At 65.9% G+C, this 22,306-nt stretch carries 16 protein-coding genes and 1 pseudogene; 5 read left to right on the plus strand and 12 right to left on the minus strand.

What is annotated here, in order from left to right:
• Nucleotides 1–299 precede the first annotated feature (299 nt).
• The 4 genes from QCE69_RS38680 to QCE69_RS38695 form a co-directional block, all read right to left on the minus strand.
• A complete protein-coding gene (locus QCE69_RS38680; protein WP_309927930.1) occupies nucleotides 300–1,496 on the minus strand; it encodes a PLP-dependent aminotransferase family protein in 1,197 nt (398 codons plus the stop codon).
• Between the two features lie 24 nt (nucleotides 1,497–1,520).
• Entirely contained in the window at nucleotides 1,521–3,020 is a 1,500-nt protein-coding gene (locus QCE69_RS38685) for an aldehyde dehydrogenase family protein (protein ID WP_309936059.1), read from the minus strand.
• 84 nt (nucleotides 3,021–3,104) lie between these two features.
• Nucleotides 3,105–6,059, minus strand: coding sequence for an FAD-linked oxidase C-terminal domain-containing protein (locus QCE69_RS38690; RefSeq protein ID WP_309936060.1), 2,955 nt, complete (start codon nucleotides 6,057–6,059; stop codon nucleotides 3,105–3,107).
• Between the two features lies 1 nt (nucleotide 6,060).
• The gene (locus QCE69_RS38695; RefSeq protein ID WP_309936061.1) at nucleotides 6,061–7,089 is read right to left on the minus strand and encodes a DUF1338 domain-containing protein; all 1,029 of its coding nucleotides are present in this window, start codon (nucleotides 7,087–7,089) and stop codon (nucleotides 6,061–6,063) included.
• Nucleotides 7,090–7,234: 145 nt separating this feature from the next.
• Between QCE69_RS38695 and QCE69_RS38700 the strand changes: the two genes are divergently transcribed.
• The 5 genes from QCE69_RS38700 (at nucleotide 7,235) to dapA (ending at nucleotide 13,054) form a co-directional block, all read left to right on the plus strand.
• On the plus strand, nucleotides 7,235–8,158 hold the full coding sequence (locus QCE69_RS38700) for a LysR family transcriptional regulator (RefSeq protein ID WP_309936062.1): 924 nt from the start codon (nucleotides 7,235–7,237) through the stop codon (nucleotides 8,156–8,158).
• 199 nt (nucleotides 8,159–8,357) lie between these two features.
• The gene (locus QCE69_RS38705) at nucleotides 8,358–9,449 is read left to right on the plus strand and encodes an ABC transporter substrate-binding protein (RefSeq protein WP_250462503.1); all 1,092 of its coding nucleotides are present in this window, start codon (nucleotides 8,358–8,360) and stop codon (nucleotides 9,447–9,449) included.
• Between the two features lie 24 nt (nucleotides 9,450–9,473).
• Nucleotides 9,474–10,700 (plus strand): alpha-hydroxy acid oxidase, encoded by a 1,227-nt coding sequence (locus QCE69_RS38710; RefSeq protein WP_309936063.1) that lies wholly within the window; start codon nucleotides 9,474–9,476, stop codon nucleotides 10,698–10,700.
• Entirely contained in the window at nucleotides 10,697–12,109 is a 1,413-nt protein-coding gene (locus QCE69_RS38715) for an FAD-binding oxidoreductase (RefSeq protein ID WP_309936064.1), read from the plus strand. The genes QCE69_RS38710 and QCE69_RS38715 overlap by 4 nt, the downstream gene beginning before the upstream one ends.
• A gap of 39 nt (nucleotides 12,110–12,148) precedes the next feature.
• Nucleotides 12,149–13,054, plus strand: a complete 906-nt coding sequence (gene dapA / locus QCE69_RS38720; protein WP_309936065.1) for a 4-hydroxy-tetrahydrodipicolinate synthase — start codon at nucleotides 12,149–12,151, stop codon at nucleotides 13,052–13,054.
• Between the two features lie 88 nt (nucleotides 13,055–13,142).
• Here the strand turns inward: dapA and QCE69_RS38725 are convergent, their stop codons facing one another.
• The 8 genes and pseudogenes from QCE69_RS38725 to QCE69_RS38760 all read right to left on the minus strand — a co-directional run.
• On the minus strand, nucleotides 13,143–15,143 hold the full coding sequence (locus tag QCE69_RS38725) for a hydantoinase B/oxoprolinase family protein (RefSeq protein WP_309936066.1): 2,001 nt from the start codon (nucleotides 15,141–15,143) through the stop codon (nucleotides 13,143–13,145).
• Between the two features lie 9 nt (nucleotides 15,144–15,152).
• Nucleotides 15,153–17,204, minus strand: a complete 2,052-nt coding sequence (locus tag QCE69_RS38730; RefSeq protein WP_309927921.1) for a hydantoinase/oxoprolinase family protein — start codon at nucleotides 17,202–17,204, stop codon at nucleotides 15,153–15,155.
• Between the two features lie 21 nt (nucleotides 17,205–17,225).
• Nucleotides 17,226–18,257: an extracellular solute-binding protein gene (locus QCE69_RS38735; protein ID WP_309927923.1), complete on the minus strand. Its 1,032-nt coding sequence runs from the start codon at nucleotides 18,255–18,257 to the stop codon at nucleotides 17,226–17,228.
• 38 nt (nucleotides 18,258–18,295) lie between these two features.
• Nucleotides 18,296–19,117, minus strand: a complete 822-nt coding sequence (locus QCE69_RS38740) for an ABC transporter permease (protein ID WP_309927924.1) — start codon at nucleotides 19,115–19,117, stop codon at nucleotides 18,296–18,298.
• Nucleotides 19,114–20,016, minus strand: a complete 903-nt coding sequence (locus QCE69_RS38745; RefSeq protein ID WP_309936067.1) for an ABC transporter permease — start codon at nucleotides 20,014–20,016, stop codon at nucleotides 19,114–19,116. The genes QCE69_RS38740 and QCE69_RS38745 overlap by 4 nt, the downstream gene beginning before the upstream one ends.
• On the minus strand, nucleotides 20,016–21,251 hold the full coding sequence (locus tag QCE69_RS38750; protein ID WP_309936069.1) for an ABC transporter ATP-binding protein: 1,236 nt from the start codon (nucleotides 21,249–21,251) through the stop codon (nucleotides 20,016–20,018). The genes QCE69_RS38745 and QCE69_RS38750 overlap by 1 nt, the downstream gene beginning before the upstream one ends.
• Before the next feature lie 71 nt (nucleotides 21,252–21,322).
• The gene (locus QCE69_RS38755) at nucleotides 21,323–21,946 is read right to left on the minus strand and encodes a helix-turn-helix domain-containing protein (protein WP_309936070.1); all 624 of its coding nucleotides are present in this window, start codon (nucleotides 21,944–21,946) and stop codon (nucleotides 21,323–21,325) included.
• A gap of 222 nt (nucleotides 21,947–22,168) precedes the next feature.
• Nucleotides 22,169–22,306: pseudogene (locus QCE69_RS38760) on the minus strand (electron transfer flavoprotein subunit alpha/FixB family protein); the annotation flags it as partial.

A 22,306-nucleotide genomic window follows, 5' to 3' on the forward strand; every position in this document is an offset into this window, starting at 1 on the left:
GAACTCGCCCTGTGCGACGTCAAGATCGGTCGGCGCGAGCGCGACGAAGTCGCCATAACGCTTGCACAGACCGCTGATCTGGAGATTGATGGTTGCCATACAGGTCACTTCCTTGAACAAAAACTCAGCGCGCCGTCTCGAAGATGTCCAGTTGCCGGACGAGTTCCTCACGCAGTCGCGCTGTCAAATCAGGCGCCATATTCACGAGCGGCGCCAGCACAAAGCCTCATGCTGAAACATGGACGAGCGAAAGCGCCGGGAACAATACCCGGCGCTTTCATTTGCGAATAGTGTCAGCTTCAGCCCGGCAACGCCTCGCGCGCACGCGCAAGCCGCGCCGCCGCTTCACCTATCTCGCCGATACCCGGCGCGGCGAACGACAGACGGAAAGCAGCGGCATCGATGTGATCGGCATAGAAGGCCTTGCCTGGCACGAACAGCACCTTCTGCGCGATCGCATGCTTCAGCAGTTCCGATGAATCGACACCGTCCATGCGCGCCCAGACGAACATCCCGCCTTCAGGCCGCTGGAATTGCAGCGCGCCCGCGAGCTGTGCATCGAGTGCATCGCACAGGGCCTCGCACTTGCGCCGATACTGCTCCGCGATGCGCGGCAAGTGTTCCGTCAGCGCGCCCTGGGCGAGATACGCGGCGGCGATCGCCTGCATCCACGGCGCGCTGCACAGATCGGCAGTCTGCTTGGCGACGGTGCAGCGCCGCACGATGTCCGCTGGCGCGACGGTCCAGCCAATCCGTATCCCCGGCGCCACCACCTTCGACAGACTGCCGAAGTACACGACGCGCTCACGTCCGCCGTCGATGTCCTGCGCCACCTTCAGCAGCGAAGGCAAGGCCTCGCCGGCAAAACGCAGGTCGGCATAAGGTTCATCTTCAACGATGATGAAGCCATGCTTCACCGCCAGTTCGACAAGCGCCTTGCGACGTTCGAGCGACAGCGTCGCGCCTGTCGGATTGGCGAACGTCGGCACGGTGTAGAGCAGCTTCGGCCGTCCCGCCTCGCCGCTTTCGAGCATCGCCGCGAGCCGTGCGACATCCAGCCCTTGCGCATCCACCGGCACCGTCACGATGCGCGCCTGCTGCATCTTCAGCGCCTGCAACGTCGCGGGATACGCGGGCTGCTCGGTGAGCACGGCATCGCCGGGGGCGACCAGCACGCGCAGCAACAGATCGAAGCCCTGTTGCGAGCCGGTCGTGACCATCAATTGATCCGCAGGCACCGTCACGCCGCGTTGCTGCATGAGCTGCGCGAGTGCGTCCTTGAGCTCGGGCAGGCCATCGGTGGGACCGTATTGCAGGCAGCGTGCGGGCTGCGTCCACGCTTGTGCGGCGGCGCGCTGCAAGCCGTCGGTATCGAACAGATCGCTCGCCGGATAGCCGCCCGCGAGCGAGATCATCCCCGGCTCGCCGAGATACTTGAACAACTCGCGGATCGGCGAGCCGCCGGGGTTCCGGAACGGCTCAGTGAAGTCGTACATCATGATGGCTCCGGAACGCGCGCCTTACTCGATCGAAAAGTCGATGCCCTGAGCCAGCGGCAACGCGGACGAATAGTTGACCGTGTTGGTGGCGCGGCGCATGTAGCCCTTCCATGCGTCGGAGCCGGACTCGCGGCCGCCGCCGGTTTCCTTCTCGCCGCCGAACGCGCCGCCGATCTCCGCACCGCTCGGCCCGATGTTCACGTTGGCAATGCCGCAATCGCTGCCCGAATCCGAGAGGAAGCGCTCGGCCTCGCGCAGGTCGGTCGTGAACACGCACGACGACAGGCCATGCGACGCCGCATTGTTCGCTTCGATCGCCTCGCTGAATTCGCGGTACTTCATCACGTAGAGAATCGGCGCGAAGGTTTCCCTCAGCATCACCGCGGTCTGCGACGGCATCTCGACGATGGCCGGACGCACGTAGTAACCGTTCTCGCGGCCCGCCACGACATGACGCTCGCCGCCCGTCACCGTGCCGCCTTCGTCCTTCGCCTGTGCAAGCGCGGCCTGCATGCGCTCGAACGATTGCGCGTCGATCAGCGGACCCATCAGCGTGCCGGCCGTGAGCGGATCGCCGATGGCGACCTTGCTGTAAAGCGTTTTCAGACGCGCGACGGTCTGCTCATACACGCTTTCGTGCACGAACAGGCGGCGCAGCGTCGTGCAGCGCTGGCCCGCTGTGCCGACCGCCGAGAACAGGATGCCGCGCAGCGCGAGTTCGCTGTCGGCGGTGCCGGTCACGATGCCCGCGTTGTTGCCGCCGAGTTCGAGGATCGAGCGGCCGAAGCGCTTCGCCACTTCGATGCCAACCGTGCGGCCCATCTCCGTGCTGCCCGTCGCGCTGACGACCGACGAGCGCGGGTCCGCGACGAGTTGCGCACCGATCTCGCGGCCGCCGTTGATGACGCAGGTGAGGCCCTTGGGTGCATCGCCGAATTCGGCGAGCGCGTCTTCGAGAATGCGGTCCACGGCAAGCGCGGTCAGCGGCGTCTTCTCCGACGGCTTCCAGATCACGGCATTGCCGCACACGAGCGCGAGCGCCGCGTTCCACGACCACACGGCCGCCGGGAAGTTGAACGCCGAGATCACGGTGCAGACGCCGAGCGGATGCCACGATTCCGCCATGCGATGGCCGGGACGCTCCGACGCGATGGTCAGACCGTACAGCTGCCGCGAGAGACCGACCGCGAAGTCGCAGATGTCGATCATTTCCTGCACTTCGCCCATGCCTTCCTGAAGAATCTTGCCGGTCTCCAGGGTGATGATGCGTCCGAGCGCTTCCTTCTTCTCGCGCAGCTTGTTGCCGAGCAGGCGCACGAGTTCGCCGCGGCGCGGCGCGGGCACGTTGCGCCAGGCTTCGCTGGCGGTCTTCGCGGCGGCGAGCGCCGCATCGGCTTGCGCTTGCGTGTGGCTCTGCACATGGCCGACAACGGCGCCGTCGATCGGCGAGCGCACGACGATATCGCCTTCTTCGGCCAGACGCGCGATGCCCAGATCGGAAAGAATGGTGGAAGCTTTCAAGGATGGATCTCCAGTGGAACTGGCCCGATTGTGCGAGTGCGCGCAACCGGGCTCAAGCGAGTTAATTGCAGGACTTGATGCGCTTCACGCATCAAGCGAAGTGAGTTCGCGCTGTGGCGCAGGCTTGCGCGTGCCGTGTTGCAGCGCGCGTTGCAGCAGTTGCGCGACATGCAGCGTGTGCCGTTGCGCGCCGTGCGCGATCTGCTCGCGGCAACTGAAGCCGTTGGTGACGATCAGCGTGTCCTGCTGCGCCGCGCGCACGAGCGGCAACAGCTTGTCTTCGCCGATCTTCATCGAAAGCTCGTAATGGTCCGCGTTGAAGCCGAACGAACCGGCCATGCCGCAGCAGCCGGTATCGAGCAGCTTCCAGCGCACGCCGAGTCGACCGAGCAGCGCGGTTTCCTTCTTCATGCCGAACAGCGCCTTCTGGTGACAATGGCCGTGCAGCAGCACGTCGGCGTCGAGTGTCGGCCAGTCGAAGTCGGCATCGGCGACGAAGTCCGAGAACATGAAGGTCTGGCGCGCCAATTGATGCGCGAGCGGATCATCGGGAAGCTGCTTGACCAGTTCGTCACGGAACACCGACAGGCAGCCCGGCTCCAGACCAACCAAGGGCGTGCCCGCGCGGATCTCGTCGGCGAAGGTGTCGAGCACTTCGCGCAGCATCGCGCGCGCTTCGTCGAGCAAGCCGTAGTCGTACAGCGGACCGCCGCAGCACAGACGCTTCTTCGGCAGCACGACCTCATAGCCCAGCGCGGCCAGCACGTCGCTTGCGGCGTGCGCCACATCCGGCGTGAAGTGGTCGTTGAAGGTATCGACCCAGAAGAGCACCTTGCGCGTCGGCTTCGCGGCATTGCGATGGCCTTGCGCCGCCGCCGTCGCACGGAAGGTGCGCGGCGCGAACACCGGCAACGCGCGATCCTTCGCCACGCCGGCGATCCATTTGCTCACCGGCGCAAGCGGCCGGAACGAAGTCGCGAGATTGGCGAGCCACGGCGCGCGCGCGGCAAACGGCGCCCACTGCCCGATGCGCCCCATGAACCACGCCTGACGCGGACGCCGCCTGCGGGCATAGTGATGCGACAGGAATTCGGCCTTGTACGAGGCCATGTCGGTATGCGTCGGACAGTCGCTGCGGCAGCCCTTGCACGCAAGACACGTGTCCAGCGCTTCCTTGACTTCGACGCTGTCCCAGCCGTCCTTGATGACGTCGCCCTGCAGCATCTCCCACAGCAGATGCGCACGACCGCGCGTCGACTGGCGTTCCTCGCGGCTGCCGCGAAAGCTCGGGCACATCGTGCCGCCATCGAGCGAGCGGCACTTGCCCATGCCGATGCACCGCTCCACCGCGCGCTGCATGCCGTCGCCTTCGGGACTGCGGAAGGTGAGCTTCGTCTGCAACTGCACGGGCTTGTACGCGGGGCCCATGCGCAGGTTTTCGTCGGCGCGATAGGCGTTCACGACCTTGCCCGGATTCAGGCGCTGCGCCGGGTCCCAGATGGCCTTGAACTGCTCCATCGCCGAGATGATGTCGGGGCTGTACATGATCGGCAGGAACTCGGCCTTGGCCTGGCCGTCGCCATGTTCGCCCGACAGCGAGCCGCCGAATTCCACGACCAGTTCCGCCGCCTCGCGCAGGAAACGCCGCCATACCAGCACGCCTTCCGCGCTGCGCAGATCGAAGGTGATGCGCGCGTGCACGCAGCCATCGCCGAAATGGCCGTACAGGCAGGTCTCGTAGCCATGACGGTCCACAAGCGCCTGGAAGCGCCGCAGATAATCGCCGAGGCGCAGCGGATCCACCGCCGCATCCTCCCAGCCGATGATCGGGTCCGGCTTCGACGGATCCACCGACAACGCCACCGCCGACGCACCCGTCTCGCGGATCGACCAGATCAGCGCCTGCTTCGCCTTCTCCTCGACGACGAAACCGGTCACACCCTCGCCACCCGCGCCGGACAGGAAGAACGCGCGCGCTTCTTCGGCCTGCGCGCGAGCTTCGGCGGGCGTATCGGCGCCGAATTCGAGCACGACCCACGCGTCGCCTTCCGGCAGCAGCGCGATTTCATCGGTCTTGAGGCCACGCGCCTGCAGGCCGCGAATGATGCCGCGATCCAGCCCTTCGATAGCGATGGGACCAAAGCGCTCGAAATGCGCGACGCCATCCGCCGCGACGAAGATATCCGCGAAGCCGAGCACGAGGATCACGCGGCTCGCCGGACTGTGCACGAGCCGCACCTTCGCGCGCAGCGTCACCGCGCACGTGCCTTCCGTGCCCACCAGCGCCCGCGCGACGTTGAAGCCGTTCTCCGGCAGCAGTTGATCGAGATTGAAGCCGGACACGCGGCGGCGGATCTGCGGAAACTCGCGGCGAATTGCGTCGGCATAGCGGTCGCGCAGATCGCGCAACTGCCGATAGATCTCGCCCTGCCGCCCGCCATCCGCGATGATGCGGTCGAGTTCATCGGGCGACGTCGGACCGGTCCAGAAGCGCGCGCCGTCATACGTGAGCACTTCCAGCGCTTCGACGTTCTCGGCGGTCTTGCCCGCCATCACCGAATGCGCGCCGCACGAGTTGTTGGCGATCATGCCGCCGAGCGTGCAGCGGCTGTGCGTCGCCGGGTCCGGACCGAACGTCAGGCCATGCGCGCCCGCCGCATCGCGCAGCGTGTCGCAGATCACGCCCGGCTCGACGATCGCCGTGCGCGCCTCGGGATCGATCGACACGACCCGGTTCACGTACTTGCTCGCGTCGGCCACCACCGCGACGTTCACGCACTGTCCGTTCTGCGACGTGCCGCCGCCGCGCGTCAGGAACGGCACGTCATGCTGACGGCACAGTTCGAGCGCGTGCGCGAGGTCATCGACATCGCGCGGCACCACGACGCCCAGCGGCACCTGCCGGTAATTGGACGCATCCGACGCATAGAGCGCCTTCGCGCCGGCATCGAAGCGCACTTCGCCGCGCAACGCGGCCGCGAGGCCGCGTTGCAGCGACTGCAACTGGGCGGCATCCGCCGCATACGGCTGCGCGCTCACCTTACTTCGCCGCGCTGGCCGTCATCTTGAAGATGCCTTGCGCATTGCCGGCATCGAAGCGCAGGTCGGTGACCCAGGCGCGGGCCGCACGGTCGAACTCGCGCTTGCGCGTGATGAATTCGTAGAACGAGCCCGGCACCTTGCGCGTGACCGTGTCGCCATTGGCGGTGCGGAACATGCGCTCGACCGTGTCCGCGCGATACGCCGTCTGGAACACGCGTCCGGAACGCGAGCGTTCGACTTCGGGCTTCATCGGACGGCCCTTGGCCTTTTCGTCGTCGGAGAGCTGGAACACGTCGGCGACGCGGTCGGTCGCGTGATTGAAGCCGTTGCCCTCGGTGGCGATCCACGCCATTTCCGCCGATTCTGCCAGCAGCAGTTCATAGTCGGCCAGCATGGGCAGGTCGTGCTGACGCTCGAATGCGCCGACGATCACCGGCAGCAGCTGGTGCGCCGCGTCAATGGGCAGCGAGCCGTCGCGCTCCAGTTCCGACAGTTGCGCCACCGCCAGCGGCGTGAGCGGATCGCGCGATGCGCCCACCACATTCGTCACGGCCTGCTGGAAGGTCTCCGAGAAACGCTCGGGATGCAGTTCGCTCACGAAGAACTGCGCGATCTCGTCGGGCGCGTCTTCATGGGCATAGGAACGGCCGGTCATGCCGAGCTTGTCGAGCGGATAGCGCCCGTTCAGCCGGAAGCCGAGCGGCCGGAGAATGCGGGTGAACGCGGCTTCGCCCGGCGGCAAGCCGCCGTTCTGCGGCCAGCGCACGGTGCGCAGCGCGCCGTGGTCGAAATACACGGAGCCGCCGTTGGCGATGGTTTCATCGGTATAAGTACGGCCGTTCGGCGAACGCGCGAGCAGGCCTTCGAAGAGCGCCATGTTCATCGCCTGGGCCAGTTCGGCGCGCGTGACGGTGCCGGGTTCCCAGTCGTTCAGGATCGAGGGGGCGTTCAGGGTCTTGAAGAGCAAGCCCGTCTTCTCGGAGCCGAGCAGACGCTCGAGCAGGCTTTCGATATTCGGATTTCGCATGGTCGCCTGGTATCGCGGTTGGACGTTGGCCGCGGGCCTTCACGCACGGTGGCGGAGCCGCAACGGCAAGGCCGCATTATTTTTAATCGTTGTGCCGCGCGTAAAGCGAGATTAAATTGTGACTTGATGAGTGTTTGGAATCACCATGCGCAAGTTCAAGATCCCCAACATGGGCGCGCTGCTCGCCTTCGAAGCCGCCGCGCGCCATGAAAGCTTCACGCACGCGGCCAAGGAACTGTTCCTCACGGAGAGCGCGATCTCCCGTCAGATCGCCACGCTCGAATCCAATCTCGGCGTGCGCCTGTTCGTGCGCGCCAAGCAGCGCGTGGTGCTGACGCGCGCGGGCCGCATCTACGGCACGCAGGTGCGGCGCTCGCTCGAACAGCTGGACCGCGACACGCTCTCCATCATCGCGCACGGCAGCGGCGGCGGTTATCTGGAGCTGGCCGTGCTGCCCACGTTCGCGTCGCAGTGGCTGATTCCGCGCATCGGCGATTTCTACGCATGCACGCCGGACGTGCGCGTCAACATGGGCGTGCGCACGGATGCGTTCTCCTTTGCCGAGTCGCACTTCGAAGCCGCCATTCACTATGGCAAGCCCACCTGGCCCGGCACCACGGCGGACTATCTGTTCGGCGAGGAAGTGGTGCCGGTGTGCAACGCATCGCTGCTGGAGCGGCCCATCGGGCACGTGCATGAACTGCTTGCGTATCCGCTGCTGCACTCCACCACGCGGCCGGACGACTGGACCCGCTGGTTCGCGAGCCTCGGCGTGGAGGACGCGAGCACCATGCACGGCATGCGCTACGAGCTGCACACCATGGCGATCAGCGCGGCCGCAGCGGGCCTGGGCGTCGCGCTGGTGCCGAAGTTCCTGGTGAGCGGGCAGCTCGAACAGTTCGGGCTGATCGTGCCCTTCGAGGCGAGCATCAAGGCCGACTCCGCCTACTACCTCGTCTATCCGACCGAACTCAGCCATGGCAAGCCGCTGGAGAAGTTCCGCGAATGGCTGCTGAAGCAGGCCAGCGAATACACCGCCGACGACGACTGCAAGCCCGCAAGGTCTTGAGCATTTCGCATCATGTGGTGCTTTTATCTCGTTTGGCTAAGCGTTACGTCTGATCGATCATGAGTACACGCTGGCGAGGCGCGTCGAATGCGTCGAATGCGTTGATTAGGCGCGGCGAGCCGCCAGACCATCACTCTCGGGGCGCCGCGCGTGCATTGCCTGTGCGCGCGGCGCCCGTTTTCGCACCTCGGGGACCCACATGGCAAACGACCAAAAGAAACCTTCCACCGCTTCGCGCCGCGACTTCATCCGACTCGGCGTAGCCGGCGCGGCCGGACTTGCGATGCCTGCCATCTGGACCTCGGCGAAAGCCGCTTCGAAGCGCCTCGTGGTGCGCGACTCGGGCGGGGTCTACACCGACATCTACACCCGCACGCTGTACAAGCCGTTCCAGCAGGCGACGGGCATCGAAGTGGTGGGCGTGGCCTCGGGCGCTGAACCGACCGCGCAGATCAAGAGCATCGTCGAGACGGGCGCGAAGACCTGGGACATGGCCGAGTTGAGCTTCCCGGCCGTGTACCTTCTGTCGCGCAAGGACAAGGTCTATCTGGAGCCTGTCAATCTCGACGGCAACGCAGCCGTCGCGAAGATTCCCGCGCAGTTCCGCGACCAGTATGCGATCGGCCACAACGTCTACACGACGGTGATGACCTATCGCTCGGACGCCTTCAAGGGCGGCAAGACGCCCGCATCCTGGGCCGACCTGTGGGATGCCAAGGCGTTCCCAGGCCGCCGCGCGCTGCGCAAGTTCCCGTTCGACACCATCGAAGAAGCGCTGATGGCCGCCGGCACGCCGCCGAGCAGCGTCTATCCGTGCGATCTGGACAAGGCGTTCAAGAGCCTCGACCGCGTGAAGCCGAACATCGACATCTGGTGGACCACGGGCGCGCAGTGCGAGCAGTTGCTCAAGTCGGGCGAAGTGGCGATGGCGTCGAGCTGGCTGGCGCGCGTGCTGCCCGCCATCGATGCGGGCGCGCCGCTCGCGATTGCCTGGGACGGTCACATCTACGGTCCGCAAGGGTTCGGCATCATGAAGGGCGGCGACAATGTCGATGCCTGCCGCCAGTTCGTCGCGTTCTGCGCGGACCCGAAGCGCCAGGCGGAAGTCGCGAGCGCGCTGGCGGTCGGGCCGACGCATCCGGACGCGTTCCAGTACATTGATGCGAAGCGCGCGAAGAACCTGCCGACCTTCCCGGACAATCTGAAGCGCGGCGTGCGTATCGACCCGTCGTACTGGCCGGCGCATCAGGATGTCGCGATCGAGCGTTTCAACGACTGGGTGCTGCGCTAACCCTCGTCGAACCATCACGATGCAATGAGTCTTTTCTATTCTTCAACGCAGGGCTTCGCCAACGTCGCCGATTACCGTGAGGCCGCGCGACGGCGGCTGGCGAAGATCGCCTTCGACTATCTCGACGGCGGCGCCGAAGACGGCCATACGCTGGCGCGCAACCGCGCCGCGTTCGCCGATGTGCATTTCGCCCCGCGCGCGATGGTCGATGTCTCGCACGTCTCGCCGGCCGCGCAGTTGTTCGGCTACGCGTCCGCCGCGCCGATGGTCGTCGGGCCGACCGGACTGAACGGCCTGTTCTGGCCCAAGGCCGATGAAACGCTGGCCCGCGCTGCTGCCGCGCGCGGCGTGCCGTTCGCGCTGTCGAGCGCGTCCACGTCGTTGCTCGAAGACGTGCGCGCCGCCGCGCCGGACGGCGAGCTGTGGATGCAGCTGTACGTGCAGAAGGATCGCCGGATCGCCGAGAGCATCATGCGGCGCGCGTCGGAAGCGGGCTACACGACGCTGCTCGTCACGGTGGACACGCCCGTGCATGGCCGCCGCGATCACGATATTCACAACAACTACCGCCTGCCGCTGCCGATCACGCCGAAGCTGATCCTCGATCTGCTGCGGCATCCGCACTGGGCGTTGCAGATGGCGCGCCAGGGCACGCCGCAACTCGTCAACCTGGCCCGCAGTCTCGGCGAAGCGCCCGATTTGCAACGTCAGGCGGCCGCGCTGGCGCGCCAGATGGATCTGTCGCTGGCGTGGTCGGACATCGCGTGGCTGCGCAAGCACTGGAACGGGCCGCTGCTCGTCAAGGGCATCCTGACCGTCGATGACGCGCGTCTCGCGCAGCAGCACGGCGCGGACGGCATCGTGCTGTCGAATCACGGCGGCCGCCAGCTGGAAGGCGCGCATGCGCCGCTCGACGTGCTGCCCGCCGTGGCCGATGCGGTCGGCGATGCGCTGCATGTCTACCTCGATTCGGGCGTGCGGCGTGGCGCCGACGTGGTCAAGGCCGTGGCGCTCGGCGCGCGCGGCGTGCTGCTCGGCCGCGCGCCGCTGTATGGCCTCGCGGCACGCGGCGATGCGGGCGTCGCGCACGTGCTGTCGCTGCTGTTCGATGAAATCGTGACGACCATGACGCTGCTCGGCAGCCCCGGCATCGACACGCTGCCCGAGCGCATCTCGGGCGCGCGGCCCGGCACTGCGGCTGCGACCGGCAAACCCAACGTCACTGTCATACCCAAGCTGGTCCAATCATGAATCTGATCGAATCGCTGCTGCATATCGTGGGGCCGAAGGGCCTCGTGGACCTCGCCGACGCCGAACCGATGCTCACCGACTGGCGCGGCCGCTATCACGGGAAGGCGCGCGCCGTGGTCAAGCCCGCGGACACCGCGCAGGTCACGCAGGTGATGCAACTGTGCGCGGAGCTTGGCGTGAGCGTGGTGCCGCAAGGCGGCAACACCGGCCTCGTGGGCGGCGCGACGCCGTCCGAAGCGGGCGACAGCATCATCATCAGCCTCGCGCGCATGAGCAAGATCCGCGAGATCGACACGCGCAACGACACGCTCACCGTCGAAGCCGGCTGCACGCTGCAACAGATCCAGGAAACGGCGGCGTCGGTGGACCGGCTGTTTCCGCTGTCGCTCGCGAGCGAAGGCTCGTGCCAGATCGGCGGCAATATCTCGACCAACGCGGGCGGCACCGCCGTGCTGCGCTACGGCAACATGCGCGCGCTGGTGCTCGGCCTCGAAGCGGTGCTGCCGGACGGCCGCGTCTGGGACGGCCTGCGCGGCCTGCGCAAGGACAACACCGGCTACGACATGAAGCAGATGTTCATCGGCGCAGAAGGCACGCTCGGCGTGGTGACCGCTGCCGTGCTCAAGCTGTTCCCCGCGCTGCGTTCGCATGCCACGGCATGGGTCGCGCTCGATTCCGCCGATGCCGCCATCGAACTGCTGTCGCGTTGCCGCGCCACCTGCGGCGACGCGCTGACTTCGTTTGAACTGATGTCGCGCAGCCAGCTCGACGTGGTCTATCAGGAAGTGCCCGACACGCGCGATCCGCTCGACGGCCGGTCGCCGTGGGTGCTGATGATCGAACTCGCCGATGCCGCGCACGACGCGCCGTTGCAGGCGATGCTCGAAGACGTGATCGGCGCGGCGCTCGAGGAAGGCATCGCGCTGGATGCCGCGCTGCCCGCGAGCGAAGCGCAGGCCGCGGCGTTGTGGCATATCCGGCATATCGTGTCCGAGGCCAACGTGCGCTTCGGTACGAGCGTCACGCACGATATTTCGTTGCCCATCTCGCAGATTCCCGCGTGCCTCGCGCAGACCGAAGTCAGGCTGAACGAAGCGGGACTGGTGGAAGGCGCGCGCTTTCTCTATGTCGGGCACGTGGGCGACGGCAACATTCACTCGATCGTGCTGTTCCCGCATTCGGTATGGGCGAAGGTCGAGGACCGCGACGCTCGCGTCGATGCGATCGGCAAGATCGTCAACGACGCCGCCGTGGAGTTCGGCGGCAGCATCAGCGCGGAGCATGGCATCGGCCGCGCGCATCGCGATGAACTCTCGCACTACAAGAGCGCGGTTGAACTCGACATGATGCGCGCCGTGAAGCGCGCGCTCGATCCGGATGGCCGGATGAATCCCGGCAAGCTGCTCTGACGCGCGCTGCTGTTCAAGGCTTTCACAGGACTCTCACCGATGACACTCGAAGTCTCCGCCCTCAAGGGCATGTACCCCGCTTTCCCGACGCCGTTCACGGCGGATGGCGCAATCGATACGGAACGTCTGCATGCACTGGTCGATACGCTGATCGCCGATGGCGCGACCGGCCTCGTGCCGGTGGGCGGCACCGGCGAATATACGGCGCTCTCGCCGGCTGAACGCACGCTGGTCGTGCGCGCGACCGTGGAAGCGGCGCGTGGCCGCGTGCCGGTGGTCGCGGGCGTGGTGTCGCCGGGCTATGCGGAAGCGCTCGATGCGGGCCAGGCTTTCGTCGATGCAGGCGCGGCGGCGCTGCTGCTGGTTACGCCGTTCTACGTCACGCCGAGCGACGCTGGCGTGAGAGCATATTTCCAGCGCTATCGCGATGCGGCGGGCGTGCCGCTGCTGCTGTACGACATCCCGGCGCGCACGCGTTATGCAACGCCGCCCGCCACCATCGCCTCGATGGCGAAGGAAGATGGCACGATCATCGGCATGAAGGCGTGCAACACGGATCTCAATGCGTTCGCGCGGACGGTTGCGCTGGCGGGCAAGGACATGGCGATCCTCAGCGGCGACGACCTGCTGTATGTGCATCACGTGCTGCTGGGCGCGGTGGGCGGCATTCTGACGTCGGCGAGTTTGTTGCCGAAGGCGTGGGCGCGGATTCATGCGAGTGCCGCAAATGGTGATGCGGCAACCGCGCTGCGTGAACATGCAATGCTTGCACCGATGCTCGATGCGATCTTCAGCGAGCCCAATCCGGGTCCGGCGAAGAAGGCGTTTGAACTGCTCGGCGATGGCTTGGGGCCGGTGAGGTTGCCGCTCGTGGAACCGGCGGCGGCGACGGTGGCGCGGATGAAGGAGGCGCTGGCGGGGTTGCCGAAAGGGTGGTTGCCGTAAGCGCATCAATCTGACACGCTCCAAATAAAACGGGCCCGGTTCATCGAACCGGGCCCGTTGCTTTTACTGCTGGTGCAAGACGCGGCGCTCAAGCCGCCCGCTTCTCCCCCGCCTCCAGCGCCGGAAACTCCGCCACGAGTTCCGCGAACACCGCATGCACGATCTCCACGCCCGCCGCGACCTCCCCGCGCGCCGCCAGACGCTCGAACATCTGATGCTTCAAAAAGAAGCGCCAGCCGATCGACACCGACTCCAGGTATTCGCACAGCACCGCATAGCGCTCGCGCGTCCACACGGCTTCATGCGCGCGACGGTTCGGACCGTAGTCGAAGAAGCCATCGTCGAGCTTCCGCTCCGTGCCCATCCCGGCACGCAGCGCAGCGGTAGCCTGCACATCCAGCGCGCCATTCGCGATCACCACGCCATACAACTCACGAGCCTGCTGCGCCGACACATGACCACGCCGGACATCGCGTTCCACTGCTTCGGCCGCACGCAGCGTCGGCGCGCCGTAACCGCCGCCGCCATTGCCTTCGAGCCGGATCACATCGCCCGGCTCGCAGGCCACCAGGTCCGTATTGCCGAGCACTTGCTCGCGCGCCGTGCCCGGATTGCGCTTGAACACCGACGTGCGCCCCGCCATGCCGCCCTTGATGCCCCACGAGCCAAACAGCGTGCGGTCGCGATTGCGCGCCGTGATCAGCGTGTTCGGTGCGAAGACCTTGAACTCCATCGCGATGGCCAACCCGCCGCGATACTGACCCGCCCCGCCGCTGTCGCCGACGAGGCCGTATTCGAGAATACGGATCGGCACTTCGGCTTCGTTGATCTCCACCGGCGTGTTGCGCAGGAACGCCATGTTCGCGCCTGACGCATCCGAGCCGTCGCCGGCCGATGCACCGCCCGCACCGCCCATCACCGGACCCAGCGAAGCCATGATGGTGCGGCCCGCCGTGTCGGTGGTCTTGACGTTGAGCAGACACACGCTCGACGCCGGACACGCCGGCATGCGCTCCGGCAGCGCCTGCGCGAACGCGCCGAACACTGCCGCCTGCACGACCACGCACGTCAGCGTACGCATGCCCACCGCGGCGGGCGGCACCGGATTCAGCACGCTGCCGAGCGGCATCTCGCAGGTCGCGATACGCAACATCCCCGCGTTGAGCAGGATGTCCGGGTTCAGCGAATACAGCACGTAATTGAGCGCGACCAGCAACAACGCGTGGCGCGGATGATTCCCGGTCGGCACGTTCATCGACGACGTCAGTTGCGGATCGCTGCCGGAAAAGTCGAAGCCGAGCAGGCCGTCATCGACGGTCAGCGTCAGTGTAATGCGCATCGGCTTGCCGCCGACGGCGTCTTCATCGACGTAATCGGCGAAGAAGTACTTGCCATCCGGAATCGTGCGCGCCACCGCGCGCGCCTGGCTCTCCGAGTAATCGAGCAACTGGCCAATGCCCGCCTTGAACGCCTCGACGCCAAAGCGCTCGACGATCTCCAGCACGCGCCGCTCGCCCGTCGTCAGACACGCGATCTGCGCCTTCAAGTCGCCGATGTTCTGATCCGGCGCGCGCACGTTTGCCATCATCCACGACAGCAGCGTCTCGTTGACCACGCCGCCGTCCACGACGCGCGTCGGCGGAAAGCGGATGCCTTCCTGATGAATCTCCGTCAGCGTGCGCGACAGCGATGCCGGCACGGCGCCGCCCATGTCGGTGTTATGAATGTGCCCCGACACGAAGCAGATGATCTCGCCTTCGTAGAACACCGGCTTCCACATCACCACGTCCGGCGTGTGCGTCGCCACGTAACCGCTGTACGGATCGTTGGTCATGCACACGTCGCCGGGCTTGTAGTCCGTGAACGAACGGATCACCGGACCGTAATCCAGACCGACATACCACGTCGCGCCAAAGGTGCGCGGCGACGCGAAGGTCAGGCCGTCCACGCTCGCCAGTGCGCACGAGAAGTCCTCGGTTTCCTTCACGAAGGTCGAGTGCGCGGTACGCACCAGCGTATAAGCCATGCTCTCGGCCGCCGCGACGCAGTAGTTCGCGAAGATCTGCAGTTCCGATTTATCGAATTTCATGATCGGTCTTCAATGTTGAGTTGCGCGATTCGTCAGAACCAGATTGCCGAACGGATCGACGGTGACCGAGAAGCCCGGCAGCACGCAGGTGGTTGCATCGTCTTGCGAGACCACTGCCGGGCCTTCGAACGCCTGGCCCGCGCGGAGATCGGCACGGCGATACAGCGGAATGCGGCGCGCTTCGTCGTCCATCCACACGTCGATCTCGCGCACCGGCACCGGCGCCGCATCGCTCGTCGCGATGCGTTCGAGCTCGGGCTTCGGCGTCGGCGATGAAATCACCAGCCGCAGCGCCACCAGCTGAATGCCCGCGTGATCGTCGCTGTGGCCATACAGGCGACGATGTTCGCGATGGAACGCTTCGCGCACTGCGGCGAGATCGCCGGACGCGATCGTGGCGGCATCGAGCGCCGTCTCGATCTCGAACGATTGCCCGCGATAGCGCATGTCCGCCGTCATGACGATCGACACGCCCTCCGAGTGACCGATCTGCGCCGTCATCCAGTCGCGCGCCTGCTTCTCCAGTTCGCGGGCATCGTTCGCGAGGAGCGCGAGCGTCGCCTCGTTCAGCTCGTAGTAGGTCGTCTTGACGAAGTCGTTCTTGATGTCCGCGATCAGTCCGCCCAGCGCGCTCAGCACGCCCGGCGTGACCGGCACGGTGACATCCGGCATGTTCAGCGCGCGCGCCAGATAGCACGCGAGCATCGGGCCGGCGCCGCCGAACGGCAGTAGCGTGAAGGTGCGCGGGTCGATGCCGAAGCGCGACACGAGCCGGCTCGTGCCCGCATACATGCTCGACGTGGACACGCGGATGATGGCTTCCGCCGTCTGCTCGACGCTCTTGCCGAGCCGCCCGGCGAGCGTGCCGATTGCGCGGCGCGCGGCCTCGCGATCCAGCGACACCGAGTTGTACCCGAGGTCCGATTGCCCGAGCACGCCCATCACGGCGAAGGCGTCGGTGATGGTCGGCTGTTCGCCGCCGCGTCCGTAGCAGACCGGACCCGGATTCGAACCTGCGCTGTGCGGGCCGACCTTCAACACGCCGAAATCGTCCACCCACGCGATGGACCCGCCGCCGTCACCAATCGACGACACCGACACCGACGGAATATGAATCTGGAATTCGCCGATGTATTCGCCGGTCGCGTACTGCGGCTTGCCGTCGACGATCAGCGCGACGTCCGCCGTCGTGCCGCCGATATCGAGGCTCATGCAGTTGCGAATGCCGCACTGGTTCGCGATATACGCCGCACCGATCACGCCCGACGCCGTGCCCGACAGGATCATCTGCGCGCAGTTGCTTTTGCCGTTCTCGGCGCTCATCACGCCGCCGTTCGACTTGGTCACCTTCAGCTCGGCGGGCACGCCGGCTTCAGCGAGCGCAGCTTGCAGGCGCGTCAGATAGTCCGCGACCTTCGGCTGCACATAGCCGCTGATGATCGCGGTGGAGGTGCGCTCGTATTCGCGGATGATCGGCCACACTTCATGCGAGCACGACACGAACAGCTCTGGATAGTGCTTCGCGATCAGCGCCTTCACGTCCTTTTCATGCTGCGGATTGCGATACGAATGCAGCAGCGACACCACGACACCTTCGCAATCCGAGCGGCGAATGCCTTCGATGGCAGCAAGCACGCTGGCTTTGTCGATCGGCGCTTCCTCCCTGCCGTCCGCCGCAAGCCGGCCCTTCACGCCGAACACGCGGTCGCGCGGAATCAGCGGATCCGGCCGGCGCGACAGCAGGTGATACATGTCGGGGATCTTCAGGCGCGCAATGTCCAGCACGTCCTCGAACTTCTCCGTGGTGATGAGGGCGAGACGCAGGCCGCGCCGCTGCACCACCGCGTTGACGCCGACCGTCGTGCCGTGCGTGAAGTACGCGACATCGCGCGCCTCGATGCCATAGCGCTCGATCAACCCGGCCATGCCCGCCAGCACTTCGCTGCCGGGACTGTCGGGACGCGAGAACACCTTCAGCGTGCGGATACTGCGCGTGTCGTCGTCCAGCACCGCGAAATCGGTGAAGGAACCGCCGATATCGACTCCAATTCTCAGGCTCATGAACTCAATCCTCTGTTGCGGTCAGCGACCGATCTGCTTGTTCCACATCTCGACCCATTGCGGCGTCTTCTGCGAGATCACGTCGAACGGCAGCCACATCGAGTCGTTGTCCTGCGGCACGCGCGGCGCCACTTTCTCCGAGTACTTGACGTTCTTGTTCGAGGCCGAATACTGGATCAGGTTGGCGAAGCAGCTCTGCCCTTCCGCCGACGCCACCACGTTCATGAACTGGAAGCCGAGCGGCGAACCGTTCTTGACCTTCTGCACCATGGTCGGGAACGCGACCGCGCCCGGCTTCGGATTCAGATAGCCGATGTCCGGATTGCTCGCGTCATGCTCGGCCCAGGCGCGGCCGTCGAAGTACATGGCCATGTCGATATCGCCCGACTTGAGCGCCACCAGCGGCGAATTCGGTTCGCTGTAGAAGGTCACGTTGCCGCTCTTCTGCATCTTCTTGATCTCGTCGAGACCCGGCTGCACGTTGTCGAGACTGCCGCCGTACACCATCGCGAACAAGCCGATCAAGCCCTGCGCCGTGCCCACATAGGCGATGCCGGGCAGCGCCGCGTGCCACTTGCCGGCGTTGGTGCCGTCGACGAATTCCTTCCACGTCTTCGGCGGATTCGGCACGGCCTTCTTGCTGTACATCAGGCCGAAGTCGCCGAACGCGATGGGGAAGCCGTAGCCCTTGCCGTACGCGAGCATGTTCGGCTTGATGTCTTTCAGGTTCGGCACGTTCCTTTCGTCGATCGGCTCCACCAGGCCTTTCTGGCGGGCGATCTCGCCGCTGTCCACGAGGCCGATCATCACGTCGATGGGCGGATGCGCCGTGTTCGCCGCAATCTGGTTGATCCACTGCATCGGGCTGCCGAGAATCACGTCGACCGACTTGCCGGTCTGCTTCTCGAAGGGCTGCACGAAGCACTTGCGATAAGCCTGTTCCCATGCACCGCCGTAAGCGGTGACGGTCAGGTCGGCGGCGTGCGCGGTCAGCGCGGCGGCGGAAAGCGAGATCGCCAGCCCAGTGGCGCGCACAGCATGTGAGACGTTCATTCAGGCTCCGTAGCAGGTGAGGTGGTGTGGCGCTGGCTTCATTGCGTCGTCAACGCGCGCAGGCCGTAGGTTTTTTCGACGATCAACAGCAGGACAATGGTGATCGCCATCTGCACCGTGCTGATCGCGGCGATGGCGGGATCGAACTGGTTTTGCAGGTACGACAGCATCACGACCGGCAGCGTCGTGACGTTGGCCGTGCCGAAGAAATACGACACACCGAGGTTGTCGAGCGACACGAGAATGGAGAACAGCGCGCCCGCGAAGATGCCCGGTGCGATCAGCGGCAAGGTCACGTGGCGGAAGGTCTGCCAGCGATCCGCGCCGAGCACCGAGGCCGCTTCCAGATAGGACGCGTGCGTGTTCTTGTAGGTGGCGAGCGTGGTGCGCATCACGTAGGGTACGGACACGACCGTATGCGCGATCAGCAGCGCGAGGAACGACACTCCAATGCCGATGTTCGACAGGAAGTACAGCAGCGACAGCCCGATCACCAGCGCGGGAATGGCGATGGGCGCGAGCAGGAAGGTGGTCAAGGCTGTCGCCACGCGGCCGCTGCTGCGGCCCACGCCGATCGCCGCAGGCACGGCGATCAGGATCGCGATGAACGACGAGCTGAGCGCGAGGTAGAGACTCGTCAACAGCGAATCGACGAACGGGCGGTATTCCCACAAGCGGTGATACCAGCGCAGCGACAAGCCGCCGAGCGGCACGGCAAGCGATTCGTCCGGCGAGAACGACACCAGCACCACCACCACGATCGGCGCGATGAGCGCGATGAAGAACAGCACAGTAAAGACGACGAGCGAACCGGCGCCGGCGCGCGCGGCCATTCTGTCGAGGGTTCCGGCGCGCATCATCGTGCGTCTCCGTTGCGTCCGGCGACGCGCAACTGGACATACAGGCACGCAAGCACGATGACGAGCAGCAGGTTGCCCATCGCGCTGGCGAAGCCGAGATCCTGGGTGAGCGAGAACTGCTGGAAGATCAGCAGCGGAAGCGTGACCACGCTGCCGTCGCCGAGCAGCAACTGCGTCACGAAGCTGCCGCTCGTGAGCATGAAGACCAGCACACAGCCCGTGAGAATGCCTTCCATCGCGAGCGGCAAGGTGACGAGCAGGAACGTGCGCGCCGCGCCCGCGCCGAGAATGCGCGCCGACTCTTCGAGACGCCGGTCCACGCCGCGCAGCACCGGCACGATGGAAAGCACCATGAACGGCACCATCACGTGCACGATGCCGATATATACGCCAAGCGGTCCGCCCAGCACGCGCAGCGGCCGTTCGATCAGATGCAGCCACATCAGCAGGTCATTGAACGGACCGTGTCGCGCTAACAGCACGCGCCAGCCGAACGTGCGCATGATGATCGACGTGAGCAGCGGCGCGATCAGCAGGAACAGCATCGGCATCGCGAGGCGTCCCGCGCGGCGCACCATGAAGTGCGCGATCGGATAGCCGAGCGCGAGACACAGCAGCGTCGCGATGAAGCTCACCTTGATGGTCTCGACGATCACGCCGCGGTAGTACGGATCGACGAACAGCTTCTCGTAGTTCGACCACGGACTTGTCTGCGACGGCGCAGCCTGCGCGTCGAGTCCGAGGCTGCGCAGCGCGTTGCCGATCAGCGGAAACGCGAAGAACACGATCAGCAGCACGAGAGCGGGCGCGCACAGCAGCGCGATGCGCAGCGCGGCCTCTTGGGCGCGCCGCTGTCCTTGCGGCGCGGCGGCGGATGCGGTGGCGGCGGGCGTGGACATCAGCGCGCTCCTTCGCTCGCCAGCGGCCCGGTCTGCGTGACCGGCGCGATGCTCGCATCCGGCGCGGCGGCGGGCACGCCGTCCGGTTCGAGCACGACCACGTCGTGCAGGGCGAAGGACACCGTCACCGCCTGGCCGCGCGCATGGCCCGCGTGATCGGTGGAGAACGCTTGTTCGTAGGCGTAGATGCGCGGGCCGAGGCCCGGCACGTCGATCTCATAGGAATGTTGCGAGCCGCGAAACACGTGCTGCACGATCTGTCCGCGCAGGCGAATATGGCCTTCCTTGGGCGCATCGATAGTGATCTTCTCCGGCCGCAGCGCCACTTCCAGCGTGCCGGGCAAGTCGCCCTGCAACGCGCGCGGCAGGTCCAGCGTCATCTCGACCGGAGCGTTGCCGGATTCGGGCAGCGTGGCCACGGTCATCGACTGCACGCTGCGCGCGCTGACGCGGCACGCGAACACGTTCGCCGTGCCCAGGAATTCCGCGACGAAGCGGTTGCGCGGCCGGTCGTAGACTTCACGCGGCGCGCCGCTTTGCAGGATGCGCCCGTGACTCATGACGACGACGCGGTCGCTCATCGTCATCGCTTCTTCCTGATCGTGCGTGACCATCACGCTCGTGATGCCGAGTTCCTGCTGCATGCGGCGGATCTCGAACTGCATGCCTTCGCGGAGGTTCTTGTCGAGCGCGCCGAGCGGTTCGTCGAGCAGCAGCACCGAGGGATCATTGACGATGGCGCGCGCCAGCGCGACGCGCTGCTGCTGGCCGCCCGACAATTGGCTGATGCGGCGATCGCCATACTGCGGCAGGCGAATCAGATCGAGCATGCGCGTCACCTGCGCCGCGATCTGCGCCTTCTTCGCGCCCGCCATGCGCAGCCCGAAGCCGATGTTCTCGCCCACCGTCATGTGCGGGAACAGGCTGTAGTTCTGGAACACCATGCCGAGACCGCGCTTGTTCGGCGGCAATGCGGAGACGTCGGCGCCGTCGATGCGCACGCTGCCCGTATCGGGAAACTCGAAGCCCGCGATCAGCCGCAGCGTGGTCGTCTTGCCGCACCCCGACGGCCCGAGCAGCGAAACCAGTTCGCCCGGTTCCACGGCGAGCGTCAGCGTGTCGAGTGCCTGAACGCCGCCGTAGCGCTTGCTGACGCCTTCGAGGACGAGGCTCTTCGAACCGGTTCTCGCGGCGCCTGCCGCCGGATGCGCCGTAGCGCGACTAGGGTGATTCATGCGAGCTCCCAGGTGCCTGATCGGGGTGATGCGATTCAAATAAGGGCGTTGCGCGGGATGTTGCGGTTCGGCTAGGCGGACAGCGCCTTCATCTCCTGATCGAGCGCATGGATCAGCCGCTCGAGCTGGCGATGCAGCCATTCGGCTTCATGGCCGGCGAAGAACGTGTCGAGGAAGATGCCGCGCATCGACGAGAGCAGGAACGGCAGCAGTTCGATCAGTGCGCGCTTCGTGTCGGCCCTGAGCGACGGGTTCGCCTCGACGACGCGGTACATGCGTTCGCGCGTGCGCGTCCGGTGCTCGATGAGCGCCTCATGCAGCGCCTGATCCGGCCGCAATCCGATGTTGATTTCCCAGACCGCCCAGTAGCGCCGGTTGCCGTACAGCGCCCACAGCGACGTGACGATGCCGCGTGCCGCGCCGTCGCCACGGCTCGCCGGATCGCGCAACTGGCGAAACAGCGCGAGCGCTTCTTCGGTGAGTTCGTCGAGCACCGCGAACAGCAGGCTCTCCTTGGTGGGGAAGTGGTGATGCAGCGCGCCGGTGGTCACGCCCGCATGCTCGGCGATGGCCGAGGTTGTCGCGCGGGCAAAGCCGAGGTCGCTCAGGATCGCGATGGCCGAGCGCACCAGCGCAGCCCGCGCGAGCGCGGTGCGGTCGGCCTGCGTGCGCCTTTTCGCGACGGTCGTCGTCATGGCCGGTCTCCGTTCTGGCGTCGTGCAGATACCATCTGCTCGGTATGTAAGTGAGGGTGGCTTCGCGCGAACGAGCGTGCGCAGCCGGCGCCGGCAGGCCCTGGCCGGCTCCGGCGGCGTCGTGTTGAAAGTATTCTGGCGAGGAAAGAAACGCGTGTAGCGTGAGAAATAATCAAGACTTCATGCCGGAGGGACATCAAGTCGCGACCATTGCTGCAGGAGTCAGTGGTCGAGTGCTGCGACCAGCTCCGGCACGACCGTGAACAGATCGCCGACGAGACCGTAATCGGCCACGCTGAAGATCGGCGCTTCCGCGTCCTTGTTGATCGCGACGATCACCTTGCTGTCCTTCATGCCCGC

The organism is Caballeronia sp. LZ032, from assembly GCF_031451315.1.
In the GTDB taxonomy this organism is placed as follows: domain Bacteria; phylum Pseudomonadota; class Gammaproteobacteria; order Burkholderiales; family Burkholderiaceae; genus Caballeronia.